The sequence below is a fragment of the Candidatus Binatia bacterium genome, from assembly GCA_026415395.1.
Lineage (GTDB): Bacteria > Desulfobacterota > Binatia > HRBIN30 > HRBIN30 > HRBIN30.
Window position 1 is genome coordinate 1 of record JAOAHD010000010.1, and the last position, 22,705, is coordinate 22,705.

Annotated in this window: 18 protein-coding genes; 15 read left to right on the forward strand and 3 right to left on the reverse strand. The window is 61.1% G+C overall.

Translation table 11 applies throughout. The annotated features are described in order from the left end of the window. The 15 genes from N3C12_10275 to N3C12_10345 all read left to right on the forward strand — a co-directional run. On the forward strand, nt 1–207 hold a 207-nt coding region (locus tag N3C12_10275; GenBank protein MCX8072822.1), incomplete at its 5' end, for a hypothetical protein. Nucleotides 208–841: 634 nt separating this feature from the next. Then, a complete protein-coding gene (locus N3C12_10280) occupies nt 842–2,047 on the forward strand; it encodes a CRISPR-associated ring nuclease (protein ID MCX8072823.1) in 1,206 nt (401 codons plus the stop codon). A 94-nt stretch (nt 2,048–2,141) separates the two neighbouring features. Continuing rightward, complete coding sequence (locus N3C12_10285; protein ID MCX8072824.1) at nt 2,142–3,365, forward strand: tetratricopeptide repeat protein; 1,224 nt, start codon at nt 2,142–2,144, stop codon at nt 3,363–3,365. Nucleotides 3,366–3,401: 36 nt separating this feature from the next. Next, nucleotides 3,402–5,141, forward strand: coding sequence for a CRISPR-associated primase-polymerase type A1 (locus tag N3C12_10290; GenBank protein ID MCX8072825.1), 1,740 nt, complete (start codon nt 3,402–3,404; stop codon nt 5,139–5,141). 87 nt (nt 5,142–5,228) lie between these two features. Next, the gene (gene cas1, locus N3C12_10295) at nt 5,229–6,236 is read left to right on the forward strand and encodes a CRISPR-associated endonuclease Cas1 (GenBank protein ID MCX8072826.1); all 1,008 of its coding nucleotides are present in this window, start codon (nt 5,229–5,231) and stop codon (nt 6,234–6,236) included. A 23-nt stretch (nt 6,237–6,259) separates the two neighbouring features. Continuing rightward, on the forward strand, nt 6,260–6,538 hold the full coding sequence (gene cas2, locus N3C12_10300; GenBank protein MCX8072827.1) for a CRISPR-associated endonuclease Cas2: 279 nt from the start codon (nt 6,260–6,262) through the stop codon (nt 6,536–6,538). Nucleotides 6,539–6,741: 203 nt separating this feature from the next. Next, complete coding sequence (gene csm6 / locus N3C12_10305) at nt 6,742–7,899, forward strand: CRISPR-associated ring nuclease Csm6 (GenBank protein MCX8072828.1); 1,158 nt, start codon at nt 6,742–6,744, stop codon at nt 7,897–7,899. A 75-nt stretch (nt 7,900–7,974) separates the two neighbouring features. Continuing rightward, on the forward strand, nt 7,975–11,028 hold the full coding sequence (gene cas10 / locus N3C12_10310; protein ID MCX8072829.1) for a type III-B CRISPR-associated protein Cas10/Cmr2: 3,054 nt from the start codon (nt 7,975–7,977) through the stop codon (nt 11,026–11,028). Between the two features lie 3 nt (nt 11,029–11,031). Beyond that, nucleotides 11,032–12,186, forward strand: a complete 1,155-nt coding sequence (locus tag N3C12_10315) for a hypothetical protein (protein ID MCX8072830.1) — start codon at nt 11,032–11,034, stop codon at nt 12,184–12,186. Between the two features lie 14 nt (nt 12,187–12,200). Beyond that, nucleotides 12,201–13,157 (forward strand): type III-B CRISPR module RAMP protein Cmr4, encoded by a 957-nt coding sequence (gene cmr4, locus N3C12_10320; protein MCX8072831.1) that lies wholly within the window; start codon nt 12,201–12,203, stop codon nt 13,155–13,157. A gap of 15 nt (nt 13,158–13,172) precedes the next feature. After that, nucleotides 13,173–13,529: a type III-B CRISPR module-associated protein Cmr5 gene (gene cmr5, locus N3C12_10325; protein ID MCX8072832.1), complete on the forward strand. Its 357-nt coding sequence runs from the start codon at nt 13,173–13,175 to the stop codon at nt 13,527–13,529. A 68-nt stretch (nt 13,530–13,597) separates the two neighbouring features. Further along, complete coding sequence (gene cmr6 / locus N3C12_10330) at nt 13,598–14,869, forward strand: type III-B CRISPR module RAMP protein Cmr6 (protein MCX8072833.1); 1,272 nt, start codon at nt 13,598–13,600, stop codon at nt 14,867–14,869. Between the two features lie 4 nt (nt 14,870–14,873). Then, nucleotides 14,874–15,935, forward strand: coding sequence for a type III-B CRISPR module RAMP protein Cmr1 (gene cmr1 / locus N3C12_10335; GenBank protein MCX8072834.1), 1,062 nt, complete (start codon nt 14,874–14,876; stop codon nt 15,933–15,935). Beyond that, the gene (gene cas6, locus N3C12_10340) at nt 15,935–16,867 is read left to right on the forward strand and encodes a CRISPR system precrRNA processing endoribonuclease RAMP protein Cas6 (GenBank protein ID MCX8072835.1); all 933 of its coding nucleotides are present in this window, start codon (nt 15,935–15,937) and stop codon (nt 16,865–16,867) included. Before cmr1 ends, cas6 begins: the two co-directional genes overlap by 1 nt. Before the next feature lie 11 nt (nt 16,868–16,878). After that, nucleotides 16,879–18,609 carry a TM1812 family CRISPR-associated protein gene (locus N3C12_10345; GenBank protein MCX8072836.1) on the forward strand — a complete coding sequence of 577 codons (1,731 nt, stop codon included), beginning with the start codon at nt 16,879–16,881 and terminating at the stop codon, nt 18,607–18,609. 5 nt (nt 18,610–18,614) lie between these two features. On the opposite strand, the gene N3C12_10350 is transcribed toward N3C12_10345, so the two are convergent. The 3 genes from N3C12_10350 to N3C12_10360 are packed head-to-tail and all read right to left on the reverse strand — an operon-like array spanning nt 18,615 to nt 22,314. After that, nucleotides 18,615–19,904: a VWA-like domain-containing protein gene (locus N3C12_10350; GenBank protein MCX8072837.1), complete on the reverse strand. Its 1,290-nt coding sequence runs from the start codon at nt 19,902–19,904 to the stop codon at nt 18,615–18,617. Then, the gene (locus N3C12_10355; GenBank protein ID MCX8072838.1) at nt 19,891–20,967 is read right to left on the reverse strand and encodes an ATP-binding protein; all 1,077 of its coding nucleotides are present in this window, start codon (nt 20,965–20,967) and stop codon (nt 19,891–19,893) included. Before N3C12_10355 ends, N3C12_10350 begins: the two co-directional genes overlap by 14 nt. Before the next feature lie 24 nt (nt 20,968–20,991). Continuing rightward, a complete protein-coding gene (locus N3C12_10360) occupies nt 20,992–22,314 on the reverse strand; it encodes a hypothetical protein (protein ID MCX8072839.1) in 1,323 nt (440 codons plus the stop codon). Nucleotides 22,315–22,705 lie beyond the last annotated feature (391 nt).

Genomic DNA, 22,705 nt, shown 5'->3' on the forward strand with positions numbered 1-22,705 from the left:
CCTCTCGGGGAACGTGTGCCCTCGGGCTACTCCACCGAGCGGGTGCATGAACCCGCTCTGGTCTCAAACCCCTCTCGGGGAACGTGTGCCCTCGGGCTGATGATTAAAAAGATTGAAGTCGTCAATGATTCTCGTCTCAAACCCCTCTCGGGGAACGTGTGCCCTCGGGCAGTGGGAGCCGCTCCGGTCGAAGTTCTGCGCCCTTAGCCTGGGGTTTCCGCCAGTCGCCGCCTGCGTCCACACAATGCTTGTGACTCTACAGGGGGTATACGGTTTAAGCCCCGGAATTGACAGAATTTGCCGCGTGCGCCACTCGTGACACGAGGCATTGCGGAAAATCGCGGAGAAACCCCGCAAAGCCGTCAGAGGCCCGCGACTGGCGCGATTAACCGTCCCAGTGCAGACCTCAGGCGAGCTCAGCGGACCTACGTGCACCGTAACCCACTTTTCAAAGAGCAGGACCCGCCTTCTTGGCGCCAAGGCCCTTTTGCGCGTTCTCGCGCAAGCACGCTCTTGCACGAAAGCCACGGTCGATGCAACGGGACAGCCCCCAATGCCGTCCCCGCTGGGAAGTCCTGGCGAGCGTTTCGTCCCCATGGCAGCGCCTCGGCCCATGATGTCTGTCGGCCCTGTGTGGAGACGAGCTTTTACACCCGACGCGCAAATTGCAACAGGTGCTCGAGGCTCGCGGCAACGTTGCAGCGCGTCATCCCGGCGCGACGGCGATTCACACCGAACCGCGGACCCGTTTGCTCCGAACCCGCCCTGGCTCGGAATCGACCGAGAAGAACTTGCGTTGCCCCTTGGTTCTGTGGCAACACGAGGCCTTTGGGAGGCAGGGATGTACAGCGGCTCCACTTACTTGGTCGCCGTCGCCGGCGTGCAAGCGAAGCGGATTGTCGAGGCGTTTTATGCACTCACGGTCGCAGCACCCAAACCCGTGAAGATCGAGCGCATCGACGTGATCGGAACCCAACGCGTGTGGGATGCCTACCGCGCCACACTCGGGCCTCACGCGAGCATTCTCTCAAAGGTCGCTCGGCAACACGGGATCTGTGTACCCGAACTCCGCTTCCATCTCCTCACGAACCCCTCGGGCACAGAGCCGCTCCGCGATTTGCTGACCACCGACGATAACATGGCAGCATGGCGACAAGTCCTCGAAATCGTTCGGACGCTCATCGCCGAGAGCAGCACCCTGCTTGGGGTATGTGCTGGCGCCCGCCAAGCGCTGCGGCAAGCGCTGACCCTCGCCTTTCAACTTTTGGCCCGACCGCAAGATCGCCTCTTCGACATCCGCGTGCGCGGACTGCTTGCCGAAGCGCGTCCCACCGCGGGCCGTGCACGGCGCTCCACACCAAGAGTGGTCCTCAGCGAGCTTCCGTTTCTACGTGTGCAGGAATTACCCCGCCGCGCGGACGCCCTCGAGCAACCTACCCTCGTCGCCGCTGTGCAACCGGGGCTTGACGATCATCCCCAGCCGAGCCTGGAGTTCCACCTGGACGAACGGGGAACGCTCACCCGCGTAGTCGTGGACGGTCGCACGCTTTGGCCCAATCGGCTGCGGATCCGCTTGCGCCAACGCGATCTTGTTCTTTGGCTTCACCTCGCCCAATTGCGGAAACAGCACTGCCCAGCGCCCTCATCCGTGGTGACCGCTCCTCCCTGCCACCGCGTGGCCGATGCGCAGGAAATCCCCAAAGATGCGGAAACGGCGCAGTGGGCACCGTTGCCAGAGGCCAAGGGCGCTCGCTCGGGGTTGGATCCGCACACCGGCGCCGCCAACGGCTCCCCGATCCGCCCCTGCCCTTGTTGCTTCCGTGAGGCTGCTCAGCTTTCCGCGTTCGTGCCTGAGAGTGACCGCGAGCTTCCCGACGAATATGTCCGGCAAGCCATGTCCCGCATCAAACGCGCCCTATCCCAGTTCGGCTTGCCCTTGGCTCACCTCGAGGCTGTCAGGTTTCGCGGCGCTGGGAGCCGCCCGCATACGTCCTACGGAATCCATCTCGACCCCGACCGCATCACGATCCGGACCCCCAATCCCTAACCCAGATCTGCAAGCGCCAACGGTTGGTGGCAACGTTGCCAACTCCCCCACCCCTCTTTCCTCGGGTTTCCTTCCTCCAATAGGCTTCGTTGCCATGACAGAGCAACGCATCCACGAAACGGGCCAATCCCCCGGAGTGGAGGCGGTGAGGCAGTGGAAGAACCAGGGGAATTGGGAAGAGATCGCTAAGCAATTACCGGAAATTCAGCGACCCGTCCAGGTAGCCCAAGCCGACCTCGCAAGCGAGGTGGGATTTGCGCTTACCCAACTCGGGCGCCTGGAAGAGGCCCGGGCTCTCTACACCGAGTTGTACGAAGCTGCCCCAAGCCATCGCATCGCCAGCGGACTGGCCTACATCCACTACCTCGCTCTGCTGCAGCACAAAATCAAAAAGCCGCGGCTGAACGACCCAGAATCCTGGCGAAGGGGTTTCGAACGTTGGATTGCGGAAGCGCTGCGCTTGGAACCGAAATCCCTGAAAGACAAGTATCGGCTAGCCGTTTACCACGCGAGTATCCTGGCGCAAAAAGATGCAGTGGCCCTCCGGCTGTTCCGCGAAGTGATCGGTCTGTTCGAGGCCCTGCCAGAAGAGGTGCGGAACGAACAGCACCGGTACTTTAAAACTTACGTCATGGCGCTTTACGGTGCGGCTCGCTCCGCTTATCGCCTAAAGCGCTACGAAGATGCACGCCGGTACATCTATCGCTGCATTCGCGTGGACAAGAATCGCAACCACCAAGAACCCCTCTTCAAATTTTTCCTGGCGGGAAAAGTCCTGTTTGCTCTGGGCGAGCATGCCGACGCGGAACGCGCATTGCGGATCGCGTTGGAGCATGCCCGACATCGCGAACACGATTTCGTTTATGCCCTCCTGGCAGAAATTGCCTTAGCGACGAACCGACCCGCCGACGCCGTCAATTGGCTGGAGTCGAACGTCCGACCGCACCACCGAAAGCCGTACATTTGGCGACTGCTGGGCGATGCGGAACTCGCCCGCGGGGAGCGGCGGCGCGCATTGAAGCTCTACAAAAGTTCGCTGTTGAAAGATCACGTCGGCCGCCACCTGACGTTGTTCAAGATGGGGCAGATTTACGAGAGCATCCGCGAATTCGGCGAGGCGCGCCGCTGTTATGAGCAGGCAGCCGACTTCCGGCGCCGGCGCTACGTGACCGAGTATCCGGAAGCACTGGAGGCGCTTGCCAAGCTCTGCGAGCAGCAAGGAGACATCGAAGGAGCACGTAACGCTTACAAGAGAATGGCTCTGCTGCCAACGTTTGCGGATCGTGCTCAGGCTGAACTCGCCCGACTGGCAGGCTAGCAACAGCGGGCAAGCAAATTTGTTTTGGGGGCAACAATGGCAACGCGAGAGAGCAGTTCCTCTTCAGTCGCCTCAGGACATCTCGCACTCGCTGCGCGTGCAGCAGCGGAGGGCAATTATGCGCTCGTCAAAGAGCTCTACGCGGCTGCTGCAGCAGCGGGTGCGGTAGAGGGCGAGCGCGCGAAGTGGGCCTTGCTCCTGATCGAAGCGGGCGAACTCGAAGAGGGCTGGAGGCTCCAGGGCCAGCAGCCGGAAGGCATCCTGAGCCAAGAGAAGGGCTCGCAGCCGGAATCAGAGGACACGGGAGACGACTTTCTCACCTTCGAGGCCACTCCCCGCGTGGATCAGGGGAAGACACCATCCACGGACACTGCGTTGATTGAGCTCTTTCGACGTTGGTTCGCCGGCCGTGGCGATGTTTACGCGCGCCAATGGTACGACGCTCGCAACGATCGAACGGGCTATGTCCCTGTGCGAGAGCCGCTCGACGATCGCGTGATTGCCCAACACCTCGAAGGGCGCATCACCATTGGTCAGTACCTTCTATATCCAGACCACCACGTAAGTTTTGCCGTGATCGACCTTGACCCGACAAGTGCAGCCCTCGAGCAAGCACGCCTGGAACAAACGGATGAGCTTGGCGGCTTGGGCTTACCCGCACTGCGTGAGTACGCCAGTCGCATCGTCCGTACGGCGAGAGAGCTCGACGTGCCCACTTTGCTGGAGGACACGGGTGGGGCAGGGTTGCACATTTGGATCTTTTTTGCCCCGCGTGTTCCTGCCCGCCGTGCCCGTGCCTTCGTGCGCGAACTGCTCTGGCGCAGTGGGTCGCAACCGGCGAGTGTCGTGGTGGAGATCTTCCCGAAGCAAGACGAACTTACCGGCAAGGGTCTCGGCAACCTCGTGAAGCTGCCGCTCGGGGTACATCAAGCAACCCTTCGCCCCTCGCGCTTCTTGCAAGGTGAAAGTCTGGAACCCCTACCAGAGCTGTCTGCCCTGCGGAGCGTTTGCCCGGTGGATCCGGTGATCTTTGACCGACTGCTGAACGACAGAGTGGTACCGCTGCGTCCCCTGCAAGCGCCAACTCCAACGCCGCAAGAGCCAAGTCTTCCGACGAGTCCCCTGGGTTCTCCCCGCGCGTTAGCCGAAGCCCTCGCGGCCATCGAGAGCCGGAAGCCCGTGGCGGAAGCCGTCGACCGCGTTTTGGAAAACTGCGCCGTGCTGAGAGAGCTCGCGCGGAGGGCGCTCGAAGGGGAGCCCCTACCTACGACGGGGTTGAGGTGCCTGCTCTACAGCATTGGCCTCATTGGCCGCGACAATCCCGTCATCGAGCAAATTTTTGCGCGCACGGGTGCAAGCAGAAAGGAGCTAGAGCGGGTCCGCCGTGGCCTACAGTCGCCAGTGGGCTGCAGGCGCCTCAAGGAGTATTTTCCACAACTTGCCGAGCGATGTAGCTGCCCTGAGGTACCGGAGGCCGGCTACGCCACTCCGGTGCTGTTTGCACTCTCGGGTTCGCCCCACTTCCACCGCCGCGAACCTTTGTCTCCAGTAGCAGCCGATGAATGGCTGGGATCGGATTTCCCCGACACGGGGAGCTCGAAGGAGGAACTGCGCAAAATCATCGCCCGGTTGGAAGAGGTCGAAAAGATCCTGCGTGAACTTCTCGGGCGTCCGCCATCCAACCCATCTACTCCGGAGAGCTCCGCACCGCCTTGGGAGCCCGCCACCGAAGCTGCCGAAACCTCGCCTTCGGGTGGACGGTCTCCCAAGACCTGATGTGACAGCGAGCTGGGACACAGTGTCGCTTGTCGGGCGGTTTGCGTTCGATACACGGACAAATTCACTCGACTCTTGGGGGGTAGGATGAAAACAGCGTACATCACAGAACCGGGGGCCACCGTGCGCCGAAACGGCCCCGTACTCGAAGTCTGGCTCGGAAACATCAAGCGCACAGAACTTCTCGTCCATGATCTGGATCAGCTTGTCTTGATGGGCAACATCTTGGTTACGCCCGCAGTTCTCGACTTTCTCGTCAACGAACGGATCGACACGGTGTTTTTGTCCCTGCACGGCAAGTTTCGCGGGCGGCTCATGCACCATCACTCGAAGAACGTCACCTTGCGGCTTGCCCAGTACGATGCGCTGCGCGACAAGGGGCGCGCGCTCGAATTTGCCCGGCGGATTGTGCACGGGAAAATTGCCAATATGCGCGCCTTCTTGTTCAAGGCTGCGCGGCGGCACAGCGCTGGGGCGCCACTGACCGAAACCGCCCACCGACTCGGAGCGGTGCAGGAACAGCTTGCCGAAGCCTCGACGCTAGATGAAGTTCGCGGCTTCGAGGGGCGCGCTTCCGCTCTGTATTTCGAAGTGTTCAACGTGCTCCTGAAGAATCCGGATTTCGAGTTCTCCGGGCGGAACCGGCGGCCGCCGCTGGATCCGGTGAACGTCTTGCTCTCCTTAGGCTACACCCTGCTGGCCAACGCGGTGGAAACGGCCGTGCAAATCGTGGGGCTCGACCCGTACGTCGGCGCCCTCCACGAAATTGCTTACGGCCGACCGTCGCTGGTGTGCGATCTCATGGAGGAATACCGGGCGATGATTGTGGATCCGATGGTGGTCGCATGCATCAACCAGCGAGTGTTCACCACCAACGACTTCGAACCCGGGCAAGAAGGAGAGCCCATCCGTTTCAAACGAGAGGCGATGAAGTACTTCATCGAACTCTTTGAACGGCGCCTCCGCAACGAAATTTTGTATCCGCCAAGGAATCAGCGGCTCAAGTACCGCCAGGTGATCGAGGAGCAAGTGCGGCACTTCGCTCGGTGCGTTCTCGGTCAGGAGCAACGCTACGAACCATTCGTCGTGCGCTAATTGAGACCTGGAAGGAGGGGGCAATGTTCACGGTGATCGCATTTGACATCTCCGACGATCGTGTGCGCTACCGTGTGGTGAAAGCGCTGAAAAAGTACGCGGTCCGCGTGCAAAAGTCTGTGTTCGAGGCACCGCGGCTGCCGGAAAATCACCTGCGGCGCCTGCAACGGCAGGTCGAGAGGCTGATCGACCCGAAGACGGACCGAGTACGCTACTATTTTCTCTGCGCCGCTTGCAAACCGCGAATCGAAAGTTGGGGGCGTGGCGAGGTCACAGAGTACGAGGAATTTCGCGTGATCTAAACTCACCCTCTGCCGAGGACACCGGTCAGAAGAGCAGTCCAGAGTCGCGGGCTGCACCTGGCCACACCAAAAGCCGAAGGGCACAACGACAGGCGGGTTGCTGAGCGCCCCTGCCAGGTCTCGCCCGCAGCACACAATGGTTTGGCAAATCTTGACAACGCAGCACCTTTCCACGTATGTGCCCGCCTCGAGTGGTGCAGACGATGGGGTGGGAGAGGACGCTGCTGTTCGTTGCCGGATCGTCCCCGCAGGTGATCACCGAAACTGTGTGGGCTCTCTGCCGGCAACGGCCCGTGCCGCGCACGCAAGTGTTCGTCATTACCACCACTGCGGGGCGAGACCACATCGAACAACGACTACTGAGGAGGGGCGGTCCGTGGTCGAGGCTCCAACGCGACTACCCAGCCGCACGCAATTTCCACTTCAATCGCAAGCAGGTGCTCGTGCTGCCAGGGCCGGACCGGCAGCCGCTCGATGATGTTCGCAGCGAAGCCGACAGCAAGGCTGCCGGGGACTTCATTCTGGATTTCGTTCGCAACCACACAAGACCGGAGCACCCTCCCCTGCACGCTTCCATCGCGGGCGGGCGAAAAACGATGGGCTATCTGCTCGCCACCGCAATGGTTTTGTTTGGCCGCGTGGACGACCGCTTATCGCATGTGCTGGTGCGTCCCCCGGAGCTGGAGGGCAGTTCATTTTTCTACCCGCCACCACGGGGCCGCTTTGTGAAGGCCGAGACCCCGGCCGGCAAAACAATTGAGGTTCAGCTGAAAGACGTGTCGATCGATCTTGCCGAACTCCCCTTTTTGCGCTTGCGGCTTTGGCAAGATAGCCGCGACCTCGCCGCAAACAGTTTCTCTGAGCTTGTTCAGCGTTTGCAGCAGCGTTTGGGCCAGGTTGTGCGGCCTACTGTTGAAATCGATGTGGCGCTCTGCCGCTTGGTGTGTGGTGGTGAAGCCATCCACGTTTCTCCCCTGCGGGTAGGGATCTACGCGCTTCTTGCGCGGCGGCGGCAGAGCCATCTTCCCGGGAGCGTTTGCGCTGGTTGCTCTAGGTGCTTCCTGCCGGCTGAAGAAATCGGGCGGGGTTTCAGAGAAGAACTCCGCACGCTCATGCAACAGCTGAAGAGTGTGGCAGTTGGGAAAACGTGGTCAGAGCGCAACTTCCGCCCGGAAATTTCCAAACTCAATGCGCTCCTCGAAGAAAAGCTGGGCAGTGCGAGCAAACCGTACGAAGTGCAAATCAGAGGAGAACGCGGCCAACGTCTTTACGGTATCGCCGCGGCACCAGAACTCCTGATAGTCAGTGGCCTGCCAACCATTGGTGGCAATGTTGCCACGAGTGCCACAGCGGTTGCGTAATCGGTCAGGATCCATCATGAACAAACCGCAGCACGGGAGGCAGCCCGCACAAGCGATTCAGAAGGAGAAACACCTGTGACGAACGTCGATCGCTGGACTCTCAAGATTCACGCGTTTTTGCACGACCCACCCCATAAGCCACTTGCTTTGGGGCGGGGCCACGCGGCACAAGGAGCCAGCATCGCCGAGCGCATCACCGAAAAAGCACTCAGCAACGGCACTGCCAGCCTCATTGCGACAGCGGACCACCTGGCCGCAGGGGCTGACCGGCAGAGCTGGCTCGCGCAATTTCGCGTCGACCCGAAACAGCAACTGCAACTCATCCATCCGCTCGAAGGAAAGCCCATCTTGCAACCCGGAACGCGCAGGGGCCAAGCGTTCGAGCTGGTCTTTCCGACTGAGTGCGTCGATGCGGCCGAACGCATCGGCGCACAACTGCCAGGGGTGATCGGAGAGCTACCGAATAACCGCCTGCGCTTCCTAGTCTTGTGGCGTTTCCTGCCTGAGCTCCTCGCACGGATGGAAGGACGCCAGCGAAATCTAGGCTTGCTTTGGCCGCTCTTACCTGCCGATTCCCGCATGCCCGATCACTCGGTTCTCATTCATGATTCCTTGGTTTCCGCCTTGGCGACGATTTTAGACCAAGGCACCAAAGCTGCCCTTCTCCGCGTACAGTTTGCACCCGTGCAGGACTTCATCGAAGCCTCGCGAAAACTTCGCGATCTCTGGGCTTCGTCGAGCATCCTGGCCGAAACCACTTGGTGCGCCATGGAAACAATCGTCGAGGAGTTTGGTCCGGATCACGTGCTGTTCCCCAGCTTACGCGACGAGCCCCGTTTCGACCGCTGGTTACTTGGCCAACCACAGCTGCGGGAGTGCGCACCGGAGGATCCTGGCAAGCGGCAGCAGTCGCCGCTGTGGGCCGTGTTCGATGAGACCGAGCGCTATCTCCCCCGTGCGCTGCGTACGCCTTCGCTCCCGAACGTGTTCACCGCTGTCATTCCCTACGAGCAGGCCGAAGAGATAGCCCGAAAGGTTGAGAAGAAAGTGCGTGCGTTTTGGGAAGACAGCGTTCGCCAAGCAGGGGACTGCGCAGGCGAAGGACAAGAGTACGGCGAACGGGCGCGCGAGCAAGCGCAAGCCTTGTTGCAAGTGTTCTGGAGCGTGGTGCCGTGGCCGCTCGACCAAAGTCCTCGAACTTGGGTCGCGTCAACCCATGAGACTTGCTGGCACAAGCGTACCCCGATTGTTTCTGAGGCGCTGGCAACCATCGACACCGTAGAGGAAGTGTTCTCCGGGTACGAACCCAATGCTGGCCTCCTGTATCCGGACATAACCGACCAGGCCACGTTGCTGGTTGACGCGGTGAAACGTGAGCGGGCGCAGCACGTTAGCGACGAAGGTGGGCTCAAGTGTAGTTGCTGCGGCGAGCGGCAAGTGCTTGGCGGCAATGACTTTTGGATCCAACGGACCGAAGGGCTTGCCAAACGCAAGGACCGCAAGCGGCTCTCCGAAGGCGAACAGCTTTGCGGACCTTGCACATGGAAGCGCCTATTCGAACTGGAGGGTTTGCGCGAGGAGGATTCCGGCCCCTTCGGCCCTCGCCACCCCTCCACCGGAGATGTTGCCGCAGCCCAGTTCAAGCTGGACGTGATTCTGGCCTGCAGAGACGGCAACAAGAAGCTCCTAGAGAAGGTGAAAGCTTTCGTTGACGCGGTACAGGCTGATGTGAGCGAAGGAAGGCTAGATGAAGGGGATACCCGAGTGTTCTGCCCCCAGGCGGTGGATCTGGCAGCGCGGAAATCGGAGGAAAAGACACTGATTGAGTTTGCCCGAATCGACGGTCAGTGGCTGTTGGACTTCCCGCGCGAAGAGGCACCAGAGGCGAAGCCGGAGGAAACGCTGCGCGCGGCGCGAGAGCTGCGGCGCGCGGCTGCTGACGCCAACATCGATGCGCCGCGCCCGTACTTGGCGGTGATCGATTTCGACGGCGACAGCATGGGGAAGTGGCTTTCGGGGACGCATGAACACTTCCCGAGAGTCTTACAGACTCTACACACGAAGGTCGTCGAGATGCTCAAGGCCGACCACCCCGCGGGCTGGCAAGCCCTCGCCGAACGCCCACGCTTCCTCAGCCCCGCCTTCCACGCGTCGTTGAGTGCAGCCGCTGCAACATTTGCTCGCGTGGCAGCACCGATGACCATCGAAGGGGAGGCGCTACCGGGACACCTCATTTACGCTGGCGGCGACGATGCCTTGTTCCTGGCCCCCGTTCCAGTCGCCCTAGAGCTTGCTCTGCGGTTGCGCCTGCGTTTCTCCGGCTGGCCCAAGAAGTTCGAATCACTCCTTCTCAAAGCGGATGAGAGTAACTTTGCAGGGTTCCGCGAATTGCTTCGTAGCCACTTCAATACGCCGAGCGCTTGGACCTTGGCGACGTTCGGTACGCAAAGTGGTCGCCCTGAGCCTGCCGACCAGTGGGAACAGGTGAGGAAAGTGGGCCTTGCCTTCGGCACGAACGCAACCGCATCCGCTGGGATGTGCGTGTTCCATTACCGCTGGCCCTTGGGTTCGGCGTTGCGAATGGCTCGGGAGGCCCTGAATGCTGCCAAGCAGGTAGCGCGGAACTCGCTCGGGATCATCGTGCAGCGGCGTTCGGGTTCGATCAGTCGGACCGTCTTGCCCTTTTTCCTCAAAGACACATCGGACCAAGCCTCCTCGCCAACAATCTTTCCGGTGCTGAGCCTCATCGAGGCAACCGCAGCGTTCATGAAGGAGGAACAAGGGGTGTCCGCGCGCCTTGCAACCGCGTTCCGAGAGGAGATCGCAGCCCTCCACATCGAACCGCGAGCGGGCAGACTGCCCGGAACAAAGCGCGCTGACAGCCAACTCTGGGACATTGGGGAAGCACTGGCACGGCGTGTGGTTCTCCGGCGAGACTTGGCTGGGAGCAAGCGGTCGGACGAGTCGAAAAAAGAAAATCCCGTGCGCGATTACCTCGAGCGAGTGGTCCTCGACCTCGGCCGCGGTGTACGGGCAACCTGTAAGGACAACCCAGTGCAGGCTCTGTTCGAATGGAGCGAAGCGTTAACTGTGGCAGCATTTTTGGCACGACCTGGGGAGCGGGGGTGAGGCATGGACATTCTGGAATTGGAACCGCTGGATGTGTTTTCCATCCGCTCGGCGCGCCCGTTCGATGTCGGCGGCGTCGTGCATGCGGATTTCGTGTGGCCGCCACCAGCTTGGACTGTAGTCGGCGCGCTCCGCGGCGTGCTCGCGGAACTCCTCGGCCTCCCCGCGGTGGAGTATGGCCGAGCTGGGTCAAACCATCCGCGGTTCGCCAACGTGGTCGACCGCATCGGCAAGCCCGATGGCCCTGCCAAGTTTGTCATCGGCCCTGCACTCGTGTTGGATGTCGAAACGCAGAGCCTGCGATGGCCTGTACCGGCAGATGTCTTCGCCGTGCGGGAAGGCACCCTCAAACTGCGGCGTCTCCGTGCCACGCTCCTGCCGCGCGAATGCCAGTGCAATTTCAAGCAGGGACGCACGTGCGTGCTCGCTCCGCCTTCGGATCTCTCAGCGCACCCGGAAAAATCTCTTCCCCTCCGAGCCTTCGACTCAGGTTTGCTCTTGGAGTGGCTATCCGGCAAGGAGACGTTGGAGCTCGGAGCCCGCAGCGCACAAGACTCCAGTCCAGATTTTTTCACCGAGCCGCGCATCGGGATCTGCATGGACTCGACAGCGAACACAGTACGGGAAGGCCTGTTCTATATGCGTAGCGCCGTGCAGCTTGCTCTCGGGCGCAGCCTCGCGGTTCCATTGCTCGATCGAGGCGACGGCCTGCCTTGGGAGGCCCTGCAGGGCCAAGTTGCGCGCTTCGGGGCCGACGGGCACTTGGTACGCCTTCGGCCGCCGCGCCCGTTCAACCTTCCGCCGGCGCCGGGAGATCGGCCGCTCAAGCGCGCGCGCATCCTTTGTGCTGCACCGATCCACCCAGGAGACTTGGACAACATCGAGGTGGAGGGCCATCAGGTCCGCGTTCTCGCGGTCGCGGCAGGGAAGCCGGTACGCATTGGCGGCTGGCGGCTGCTGACTGTGCGGCGCAACGGAGCGGAAGTCGAGCAAGGCCCCCGCACTTTGCGAACGTACTATCCGGCGGGAACGGTGCTGTACGTCGAGTCGGACGGCGATTTGAGAAAGCTCCACGGGCAAAACCTCGCCCAATGCGAGGAAGAACGGGCTGCAGGGTTTGGATTCGCACTCGTAGGGCAGTGGCCAGAGCAAGTTTAGGAGGAGGTCATTTCATGGCAGAGCAACGGATGTTCGATACACGGCTCCTCGTGATGCTAGCGGAAACACCGGTGCACGCTGGCACGGGCGCAGAGCTTGGGGCGGTCGACCTACCGATTCAAAGGGAACGTCACACACGGTTTCCCACCATCCATGGGTCGGGAGTAAAAGGCGTGTTGCGCGACCTTTCGGAGCGGGTAAACGGCAATGGCAAAGAATCGGTAACGACCGTGCTCTTTGGAAGCCCCCCGCCAAAAGCTGCCGGCGGAGAGGGCCTCGAGGCTGGATCCTTAGTGGTCGCCGATGCTCGCTTGCTCTTGCTACCGGTGCGCAGTGTTGGGCATGCATTCGCGTGGGTTACGTGCCCCTATTTGCTGAGCCGCTTCTTGCGCGACGCTGGCGATTGCCAACCGGACAAACGCGGCGACATTGAGGCCGCAATCAAGGCAAGCACGATTCCAAGCACGGACAAGGGAGTGGTGCACACTGCATTTCCACTTTCCGCGGCGATGATCGAGGAACTCGAGCTACCCGTGGAGAAGAAAGACCTAAATAAGCTCATTGGCCTGCTGCAGCAAATGCTGCCCGGTGGGGCGGAAATGCAGTACTGGCGGGATTTGTTGCCGAAGAACTTGCTCATCGTTCCGGACGACGTGTTTTCGGACCTCGCCTTGCACGGCACCGAGGTAGTCACGCGCGTGCGCCTCAGCGACGAGAAGACCGTCGAGAAAGGAGCGCTGTGGACAGAGGAATACCTGCCGGCGGACTCCCTCCTCTACAGCGTGCTGGGGCTGGAAAGCCGCCGCCTCGCCACGAAGTGGGCCAAGAAGGGCCAACCCACGGGGCCCGCCGATGGTTGGAAGTGGGTGGCCGACCTCGTGCAAAAGAACCCCGTGGCTCAGTTTGGCGGAAAGGAAACGGTGGGGCGTGGCTTCTTCCGTCTCCAACTTTGGCCAGCGGCGGCCAACTAATCAGGAGGGCCCATCATGCCGGAGAAAGCAAAACACATCGAGCAGGAACGGGCTCAGTGGGCACTTGAGACGGTGCGCGAGCTCCAGAAGCAAGTAGGCAAAAAGGACGAGTTGCTCAGCCACATCCGCAAGCTGCCCTCGCACATCCAGACGTCGGGGCTTGCGCAAACGTTATTGTTTTATGGCCAAAAACAGCCGGCCATTGCCGAGGCGCTCGTCCGGCACCTGCAACTGGACGCCAACGGCAACGCGGATATCGCCCACGCGGTCAGTGAGCTTGTGCGAAGCGCAGCCAGAGTGCGCCAGAAGACACGCGATGCACTCAACGCGGCGCAGTGGCTCAAGCGCTTTGCGGAAGTGGAACTGAAATAAGTGCAACGGGACTAAGGCGTCATGATTCGCCGGTTACTGAGTTTGTCTTCCACGCAAGGAGAGGATTAATGCCAAACGGTACACGCGGAGGTGCGCAAAGGCCTGCGGGGCGGGGTGCCGCGGCTGGCGGAGGCCACACAGGCGGCCCTGGCCGGGGACAAGGCGGGGGAAGACATCATGGCGGCGGCGCGGGTGGTGGCCAGGGCGACGGCTTCGAGGTGGCAACCCTCCCCCAAAGCACGCAGGAACTCGTCGAGCACGCACGTCGTGAGAAGTTCGTAGTTCACCCTGCCCTCGAGCTCTCGAAGTTTGTGGAATGGCAGCAAACACAGCGCAAATTGGAACCGAATCGGCGGCGTGCCTACGGTTACGTTATTGACTGCTTGAAGGGGTCGGCAACACTGGCACAAAGTTGGCGTCGTCGGCGCAAGGCTTGGCTTGAGGCTTTGGGTAAGCGGGCGCGGGTCATCGAGGTCGAGGCGCTATCCCCATGCGTCCTCTGGTTGGCTGCACCAACTCCGCTCGAGTTGGGGTTTTGTTTGCACCACACTTACGGCTTGCCGTATCTCCCCGGCTCTGCACTGAAAGGCTTGGCGCGCAAGGCCATGCTCCGGGAGGAACTGGGCGTTCCTGTCGTGGTCCCCGATGACGAGCCAGAAAAGAAGGGGGCAAGCACAACGGACAAGGTGGACGAACTGTTCGGCGCGGGCGGACACGACGGACGAGTCGGGAAGGTAGATTTCCTGGATGGCATTCCGCTGGATGCAAGCTGCCTGGAACTAGAGGTCATGAGTCCGCACCACCCTAAGTACTACCAAGGAGAGTCGAAAGTTCCGCACGATTGCGAGGACCCCATCCCCCTGCCTTTCCTACGGATCAAGCCGACGAGCAGGTTCGAGATTGCGCTCTTTGCCCGCACCGATACGGAGGTTGAGAAGTATCTCGACCAAGCAGAGCGTTACCTCCTGCGCGGCCTCGAAGAGCTTGGCGTGGGAGCCAAAACATCTTCCGGCTATGGCCTCTTCAAACTCGCACTGGCTAGTCCCGCCAAAGAGCATGCGCGCCCCTCTGCGAGTGACGAAACGACCGCGGGCGAGCCGGCGCGGGTTGTCGAGCGAAGAACCATCGCCGGGGCAACAATCGACAGCTTCGATATCGCCAAGGATTTAGTCGTGTTCACTGACGAACAGGGAAATCTTTTCCATGCCTCCATCAAAGAATGCGAACAGCGATTTGGCTTTAACCGCTCCGGTCTAAACCAGCTGCGTACCAGGAAGGTGCGCTTCGAGATCCACGTCGAGGGTACGACGGTCGTCGCCGCGTACAAAAAAAGGGAGTGACGCGATGAAGAGCCAAGAAACACTAGAGGCACAACTTCGCATCGTCACACCAGTGTTCTGTGCTGGCGCGGAGCAGAACGGTGCGTCCGAAATCCGCCCCTTCAGTATTCGCGGGGCGCTGCGCTGGTGGTATCGGGCAGTTGCGGGAGATTCCCTTAAGGAAGAGGCTTCTGTATTCGGCGCTACGACCGGCAACGGCACGGCCTCTCCGATCGCTCTGCAACTCGGGTCCTGGCTTTCCGAAGAAACTCCTCTGGACGACCGATTGCAACCAAAAAGGGCACCGGAGTCAGGGGCAGCGTACCTGGGCTACACCTTGTACCTCGGCAGCAACAACAGAAAGGCGGTGACTCCGGGTAAAGAGCCAGTCACCCTCCGACTCCGGTGGAATTGGAAGCCCGCGTCAAGTGAGAGGCAGCAATACATCCGGAGGGCCTGGGCTGCGTCGTTGTGGCTTTTCGGTCACCTGGGCGGCTTGGGCACTCGGGCACGTCGCGGCTTCGGCACCCTCGCGTTGGAAAATTGGACCGGCTGGGAGGAGGAAACGGGTCTACTCGGCACCGCACACGGGGCCGCGTCGCCAGAGCAATGGAAGGAGCGCTTCGACAGCGGATTCCAAAAGATTGGTCAATGGTTTCCGGCACCGACCGGCGCTTTGCATCAGCACGTGAGCCAGAACCTGCAAGTGTATCTGTGGAGAACGGGCAAGCGGAGCTGGGATCAGGCTCTCGACGAAATCGGGAAGGTTTTCCAAGACTTTCGGAGAAGACCGGAAATTCATCGGCCGGAGCTTCTTGCCGCCTTTGGGTTGCCCATTCGTTTCCGCCGCCACCCTGCCCGGTTCGCGCGGCCGGAGAAGTTCAATCGCGCGGCCTCGCCGTTGCAAATTCGGGTGGTTCCAATCGGGAGCAACTACCACCCGATGGTCTGGCGCGCGGCAGGCCCACTCGTGCCAAAGCAAGAGCTCCGGCTGTCGTACTCAGGCCATTACTCGGACCAGCCGCCGAGAGAGTGGGATCGCGCCCTTGAGCAGTTCCTCGACCACATCCGACCGCACTGCGTCTGATGACCGAACTCCCGCGCCTGCACGTTTGGCTCGTCCACTACGAAGTCACCCGTGCAGGGGTTTTGCCGCCACTGCCAACAACCGCACTGCACGGCGCTCTTGCGCGGACTTTGTACGACGACGTTTGCGTTGCTCCGGCGCGCCTCCACTGCGACGGCTGTCCAGCGCAGCTTTCGTGTGCATATCCGACCCTCTTCGAGCCGACCGCCAGCAATGGCGCACGAGCGCGGCCTTTCGGCGTCACCACGGAGCCGCCGAGGCCCTTAGCGATCGCACCAGACAAACCGTTTCTTCCCACAAGCGAACGCCCCTTCGCCGTCAAGAGGGGCGACATCCTCACCTTCCGGATCGTCGCTACAGGCTGCGTGTGGCAATACTGGAAGGCGCTCCGCAAAGCCTTGCAACGTGTCGGCCACCGTGGTCTCGGGCCCCATGGCTCGCGAGCGACCTTGGAGTTGGCGGAAGTGGTCGAGTTGACCAAACTGCTGCCGACGGAGCCGGTGCAGGAGGTCACGCTGAGCTTTGTTACTCCGCTGCGCATCAAACATCAGGGACGGATTGCCTCGCAGCTCGATCCGTCCATGCTTTTCGAAGCCATCGTCCGGCGGGCGCGTTTGCTGTCGCTATTCGAAGCCCAGCCTTGGGAGCCGCCAGCCGAGTGGCAGCAGCTCGCCGGTTCCTTGCACTCGGTTGCCGACCTGCGTTTAGTGCGGGTCGGCCGTTACTCCGGCCGGCAAGGGCGGTGGATGTTATGGCCCGGATTGGTCGGGACGATGCGACTCAGCGGCGATGCTGTAAATGAGCTGCTTCCCTTGTTGCACTTCGGTTCACTGGCACAAATTGGCAAAGCATCCACGTTCGGCTTCGGACGCTACGATCTCGGCCAACTGCGGTACTCCCGTACGGGAGCTGACGCCGGCGGGGTGGCCTAAGACAGCAGAGTATGGGAAAGACGATCCTCCTCAGTGCGCTCGGCAAAGGGAATTATTCTAAGCGCGACTACGAATACCACGACCGGACATACACTACCTCCTACGCACCTGTGGCAACGGCAGCCTTGGCTTTCGAGCCAGAAGAGAGGGCCGACTTGTCCGTGCGCCTGCTCAGTACAACCGAAGCAAAGGAAAAGCACTTCGGCGGCATTCAACAGGCTTTCCGCGACTTAAACATCGAAGACGTGGAATTTCGGGAAGTTCCGGAAGGAGCTGACCTCCAGGGCACCTCAACCATCTTACGAACCCTCGTCGATGTTGTTCCACCCGATGAAACGGCGAGCGTGGCGGCGGATGTGAGCCTCGGCTTTCGCCATCTCCCTCTGCTTTATGTTGCGGCTTTGGCGTACTTGGTTGGACTCACTGGCATACGCGTCCGCGGAATTTACTACGGCGCCGCGGACCTAGTCCCGCCGCCAGAAGCCTGCCCCATTCTCGACCTGACTCGGGTTTTCGAGTTCCTCCAGTGGTACCAGGCGCTGGCAGCACTCAGCGAGACTGGCCGGGCACAAGGGCTGGCTAAAGTTCTGCGCCATCACGTGCGCAACTTGTTCGTTTCGTCTCCCGGGACGCCGACCCCTTCCCGCACGCTATCTTCACTGCGCGACGCGGCGGAATCCTTGGCAACTCCTCTTGCCTGCGGGCTTCCGCTCGAGTCCGGCATGGCCGCGACGAAGCTGCTGGCTCTTCTCGGTCGAGCTGCGCAGGAAGCCCCCGATGAGGGGTTGTTTGCCGGCCAGAAGTTAGCCGGAATTGTGCAAAGTTGGGCGCTCGATGCCGCTGTGGAGAACAAGCGCAACGTGGCGCTCACAGAGGGAGAATTGCGCCGGCAGTGGGCGTTTATCCGCTGGTGCTTTGAGCACAACGACTTTGCCAACTGCTTCGAGGCCTTGCGCGAGTGGGTCGTGAACCTTGTACTGTGGCGACAAGGTAGAACCGCGAATTGGCTCGACTACGACTCGCAGCGCAAGCCAGCGGAACGGCTTCTCAACGCGCTGAGCTACCGCGTCCGGAACAACTTTGGGCAGTGCACTGCGACTCAAAGGGCGTTGGCCAGCACTTGGGACAAGATTTCGGAAAAGCGCAATTTACTCGCCCATGCGGGGATGAAGGCAACGGAAGTCAAAGTGGCTCCACAGCCGGTGGCGGCTCTACTTCAGGAAGCCGAAGAGCTTCTCACGAGTGTCACCGAAATGGATGTTCGACTTGTCGGCACACGGACTGTACTCGTGGCTGCCTTGGGGCGATCGCCGGGAGCCTTGTTTACCGCGCTTCACCATGTGCGGCCACAAATGCTCATCGTGTTGACCTCTCAGGAGAGTGTCGCACGGCTGGAGGCAACCTTAGCTGCTGCAGACGCAACAACGATCGAGACCCTACCCGTTGTTTTGGAAGATCCTTACCGCGCATTTCGCCAAGCCGAACGTGTGATCGAGCAGTGCCGCCCTTCCCTCCTTGTCGCCAGCAGGCTGGTGGTCAATCTCACCGGCGGTACGACCGCCATGCAGTACCTCGCCGAGCGGGTTGCAGACGAGGCAAAACGGCTAGGAACACCGGTGCAACGGGTTGCCGTGTTAGATGAACGGCCGCAAGCAGCGCAGCAGGCGGATCCTTTCCAACTCGGTGCCATCGAATGGATCGATGGACCTCCAGAGTCACACGGTTCCAACTCCTCGGCGTGAGCGAACTACCGGAACTTTTGACCCAATTGGATCGCAACTTGCCGATGGATGAAGACGCCCGTGCGCTCCGGCCAGTCAGGGCCGGAAGCCCCAAAGCCCAGGAGCACTGTCAGCGTGTTGGCCGGCGGAGGCAGTTCAGGCCAGGGAGTTTCGCCGTCGGTAAACACGACGATGTTATCGCATCTCTCTTTCACTGCAGCATCGAAGGCGACCCGCAAATCCGTGCCGCCACCTCCCCGCAAAAACTCCCCCAAGCGACGCACGTCGACACGCTGGCTCGTGTGCACGTCGGCGTCGCACGCGATGAGATGCACTTCTCTCGTGCCCAGCGAATGGAGGGAGCGGAGCACCAACGCCTGGGCTTCGTTCACGGCGATACCGAGGAGTTCATCGGTCATGGATCCCGAGGTGTCGATGATCACCGCAGTCTTCGGTCGTGGCGCCACCCAGCCAGGCCTTAGAATGCCCGGAGCCGGCCGGCGCGATAAGCGGCGGAACGAACGCCGTGCCCGACCATGCGCAAGCTGCATCCCGTAACGGAAAAAACTGAACACGATGAGCAATGGGTCCAGCGTCGCCGGACAGAGAATTTTCGCCGCCCAGCGGCGCGCTCCCTTCGGGATCGTACCCCTGCCTCCGGAGTCAAGAATCCTACTCGCTGTAATCTTCCGTATTTGCTCGCGTTCGTGCTCGGGAAACGCGTCGATGTCGTCGCCGTCCAAAAGGTCCCGCTTCAGGGAAACGCGGAAGGGCAGTCTAACGCGCTGGGCCGAGCCGTCTTCAAAGCGGATTCGCAGAACGTGCACGCTGTCGCGATCGGGTTCTCCGCGGAGCAGCTGCGCCAGGTACTCCTCGAGGATCAAGCCGCGCGGCAACGAGAAGAACAACGAAGGACGAATCGCTTGCCGCGGTAAATCAAAGGATTCTTCCTCAATATCATCGGCAATCTCCAAGTCGGCAGCAATATTTGCCAAGAGCAGGCTGTGTTCGTCGATCACGATGCCCCGACCGACGAGCGCCGCGACCATCCGCTCGTGGTGGCGCCGAAGTGGATGCAAAATTTCGTGGTAGAGGAGCCCCGCAAGTACAGCTTCGCTTTGCTGAAGCACGAACCGGGGAGAAAATTCCAACGCCCAATCGCGCCGTACACCGAGCGTGGCCACGCGGTCCGAAGGCACGAAGCGTAAGGCGAAGGCCGCGTGTGCATAATATGGAAGGCGACTCACGAGTAGGGCGCGCGCGTTGTGGAGCGCACGCAGCGCCGCTTGGACCGTCTTTTCGTCAGACCCCGGCACGTTGCGCCCTCAGCAGCGGCTCGAGATACCGGGTGCCGTATCTCGGGTAGTCCCACTCCTCTTGCCTACATTCGCATAGGGTCAGCACCGCAGGTACGAGTACGTCGAGCGTCGAGTTTTTCGCCAGGTAATCGATCGCTTCCCAGCAGGCCAGCCACGCGCCGTAATCTTTGCGTGACGAAGCAAGCACTGCTGCACCGAGGATGGCGGCGAACTTAAGATCGCCGCGCTTCGGAATCGGCCACTTGCGCGGAGCAGCGAGGATCTCTGCCGGGGACGGCAACTCGCGCGCGTTGCTCCACCACGAACCGTACTCGCTCGCAGCGCCTTCGCCGACCAGAGTGGCGTATGCCTCCACAATTTCATCCCGCTTCGGGTTGGAGCCCAGGCTCGCGGCGAGGCGCGACCCGTAATCCCAAGTGCGCGGCGTGGGAAAGGGGCCCGACTGCGCCACCTCATCTCTCGGAATTTGCACTAGCAAGTTCGGTCGCCACTGGCCGATGAAAGTCGCCACACGCGCCCGCTCTTCCCCCCACGCCAGTTCGTCGAGGTTGCCAATCTTTGGTGGGTTGCCCCAATACGAAGCGAACCCCTTTGCCCATTCCTCCGGCGGGACGGGAAATTCCACGTGTGCAAGACGCGACGAGGTCGGAGCCCTAAGGTATGTGCCGTTCACCGCATCCTCGGGTCGGTTGGAAGCACAGACGCGCCACACGTTCGGCGAAATTCGCCGGCCGCCTACGAGCCCGGAGTCGAGGAACCGTAGAATCCCGGCTTGGGCATCTTCGTAAAGGGTGCTCAGTTCGTCAATGAAGACGATGCCCTCTTTTAAGCTGGCCGCTTCGATAAAGTCGTTCACGGGCATCGTGCGCACGCCATCAGCCGAGGGGACGGGAACCGCGAAATCTTCCGCCGTCCGAACCGTTGGGATGATGAGTTTGAGCCCCAGCCGCCTAGCAAAGGCCTCGATGGTGGAGGTTTTCCCGACGCCGGGTGGCCCCCACAAAATCGTCGGAATCCGCGCCGTGTAATACCGCTGCAAAATTTCATCGATTTGAGCCATGAATTACTCCCGTGTTTAATCAGCTCACGCCTGTGCTTCCTCAGCAGTCGCGGCGTGCAGTTCTTTCAGCGCAAACCGTTTCATGAAACGACTGTGGTTCCGGTCGCGACAGGTCTTTGCCCAGCGCACCAAACAGGCACTGCCGACGGCCACGTCTAGAACCTTGTGCAGTTCCCGCCCACACTTGGCTATCTCCGCCGCCAATTCCTCCCAGGAGTCGAACACGCCAGTCTGCGGGTTCTGCACCCGTGGCACACGTTGACGCCCGTAGGGAACAAAGGTGAAGAATTCCCGTAGATCGATTGAACCATCGGTACGAACGCGGGCATACACCAAAGTTCCGCGACGCAAACCGAAACCCATGTGCCACAATGCGTTTACCTTCCTGCGAAGAGGCTCTACCCGCCGCTGCAACGCTTGGTATGGGTGCGGTTGGGTATGGGAGAGGAAGAATGTAAACGTCGGACCGCCAAACACCTTCGTCCGGCGCCGGCAAATGAGCCAAAACTGCCGCCCGTCGACCCTGCGTCGTAAGCCGCGGTTCATGCGCCCGATGGACTTCCGCACAAACCGTTCGAGGAACACTGCGTGTGGTTGCACAACCAGAGCCTTGCGCGTGCTCACGCCCCGCAAGTGTGTCCTCAGCAGATTCTGAAACGGCACCCACCTTCCTCCGAGCGCTGTGCCCAGCCCGACATCGATTCCGTGCCGCAAGACCAAGAGGCAACGCAAACGGCGTCGTGGCACCCGCAAAACCCACACGCCCTCTGCTTGTGCAAATGCGAATGCAAGTGTGCCGTCCCGGTAGCGGCGTAGAGGCAAAGCCTGCGCACGCACAGCCAAATCAAAGATACCGAGATCCTTCAGGGTGCGGATTGTCGACGGGGAAAATGCGTAGCCAAAGAGATTCCGGCGCTTACTCGTCATCGTACGCCACAAAGTGCGCCAAGGGATCGTTAAGCCGAATTTCTGCAACAGGGTCGACCGTGGCGTTCCCCAACCGCGTCGGGACAAGCGAGCGCGCGACAAATCCGTGAGCACCGACCGCATCCACCGGCCCCGTTGGGCTAAACGCCAATAGATTTGGCTGCCCCGCCGATCCCCTGCACGGCGCAGCTCCTGGGCCACAACCCGGCTGAGCTGGTTGTCGTTCGTCCAGAGGCTATCGAGAAACACCAAGCAGTCGCACACTCCCTGCGCGGTCCGCGCAAATATTGCAAGGTCGATTTTTTTCCGTGGCTGCCGAAGCTCCGGATCGAGCACGATTCGCCCACCGACATCGACCGTTAAACGGTGGCCGCGATGGCAAACAAGTTGTCGACGGTACACGGGGATGACCACGTGCATTCGCCTGAGCTCCTGCACCAAGGGCGCCTCTGCGTGAGCAGACTCCATGCGCGCAAAACCCCTCCCGCGGGAAACAGGCGCGGCACGCAACGCGAGGCCGGCCTCTCGTCGAGCAACACTTAGCGATTGCATCCAACCTGCCCTCAACGAGCGCAAACCCTACACGCGGTTGGGGCCACAACTCAAGAGGCCAACCGGGTTTGGCAATGTTGCCATTCAGCAGCGCACCCAGAGGGGGCAGCAACCGGTGCTGCGCAAAATTCCTGCGATGTACAAACTCTAAGGTCGAAAGGGCTCCAAGCGTGTCACGCTGCCGGGTGAGGTTCCGCTCGAACGCGAAAAGTCGGAGGGGCGGGGTTTTCCCTCATCCACCCCTCCGGCGTTTGGTCGC

Excerpts from the sequence above, each read along its gene's own strand:
- cmr5 (MCX8072832.1), top strand. The coding sequence starts at position 13,173 with ATGCCGGAGAAAGCAAAACACATCGAGCAGGAACGGGCTCAGTGGGCA.
- cmr1 (MCX8072834.1), top strand. The coding sequence starts at position 14,874 with ATGAAGAGCCAAGAAACACTAGAGGCACAACTTCGCATCGTCACACCA.
- N3C12_10290 (MCX8072825.1), top strand. The coding sequence starts at position 3,402 with ATGGCAACGCGAGAGAGCAGTTCCTCTTCAGTCGCCTCAGGACATCTC.
- N3C12_10285 (MCX8072824.1), top strand. The coding sequence starts at position 2,142 with ATGACAGAGCAACGCATCCACGAAACGGGCCAATCCCCCGGAGTGGAG.
- cmr6 (MCX8072833.1), top strand. The coding sequence starts at position 13,598 with ATGCCAAACGGTACACGCGGAGGTGCGCAAAGGCCTGCGGGGCGGGGT.
- N3C12_10360 (MCX8072839.1), bottom strand. The coding sequence starts at position 22,314 with ATGCACGTGGTCATCCCCGTGTACCGTCGACAACTTGTTTGCCATCGC.
- cas6 (MCX8072835.1), top strand. The coding sequence starts at position 15,935 with ATGACCGAACTCCCGCGCCTGCACGTTTGGCTCGTCCACTACGAAGTC.
- N3C12_10345 (MCX8072836.1), top strand. The coding sequence starts at position 16,879 with ATGGGAAAGACGATCCTCCTCAGTGCGCTCGGCAAAGGGAATTATTCT.
- N3C12_10280 (MCX8072823.1), top strand. The coding sequence starts at position 842 with ATGTACAGCGGCTCCACTTACTTGGTCGCCGTCGCCGGCGTGCAAGCG.
- cmr4 (MCX8072831.1), top strand. The coding sequence starts at position 12,201 with ATGGCAGAGCAACGGATGTTCGATACACGGCTCCTCGTGATGCTAGCG.
- cas2 (MCX8072827.1), top strand. The coding sequence starts at position 6,260 with ATGTTCACGGTGATCGCATTTGACATCTCCGACGATCGTGTGCGCTAC.
- N3C12_10355 (MCX8072838.1), bottom strand. The coding sequence starts at position 20,967 with ATGGCTCAAATCGATGAAATTTTGCAGCGGTATTACACGGCGCGGATT.
- cas1 (MCX8072826.1), top strand. The coding sequence starts at position 5,229 with ATGAAAACAGCGTACATCACAGAACCGGGGGCCACCGTGCGCCGAAAC.
- N3C12_10315 (MCX8072830.1), top strand. The coding sequence starts at position 11,032 with ATGGACATTCTGGAATTGGAACCGCTGGATGTGTTTTCCATCCGCTCG.
- csm6 (MCX8072828.1), top strand. The coding sequence starts at position 6,742 with ATGGGGTGGGAGAGGACGCTGCTGTTCGTTGCCGGATCGTCCCCGCAG.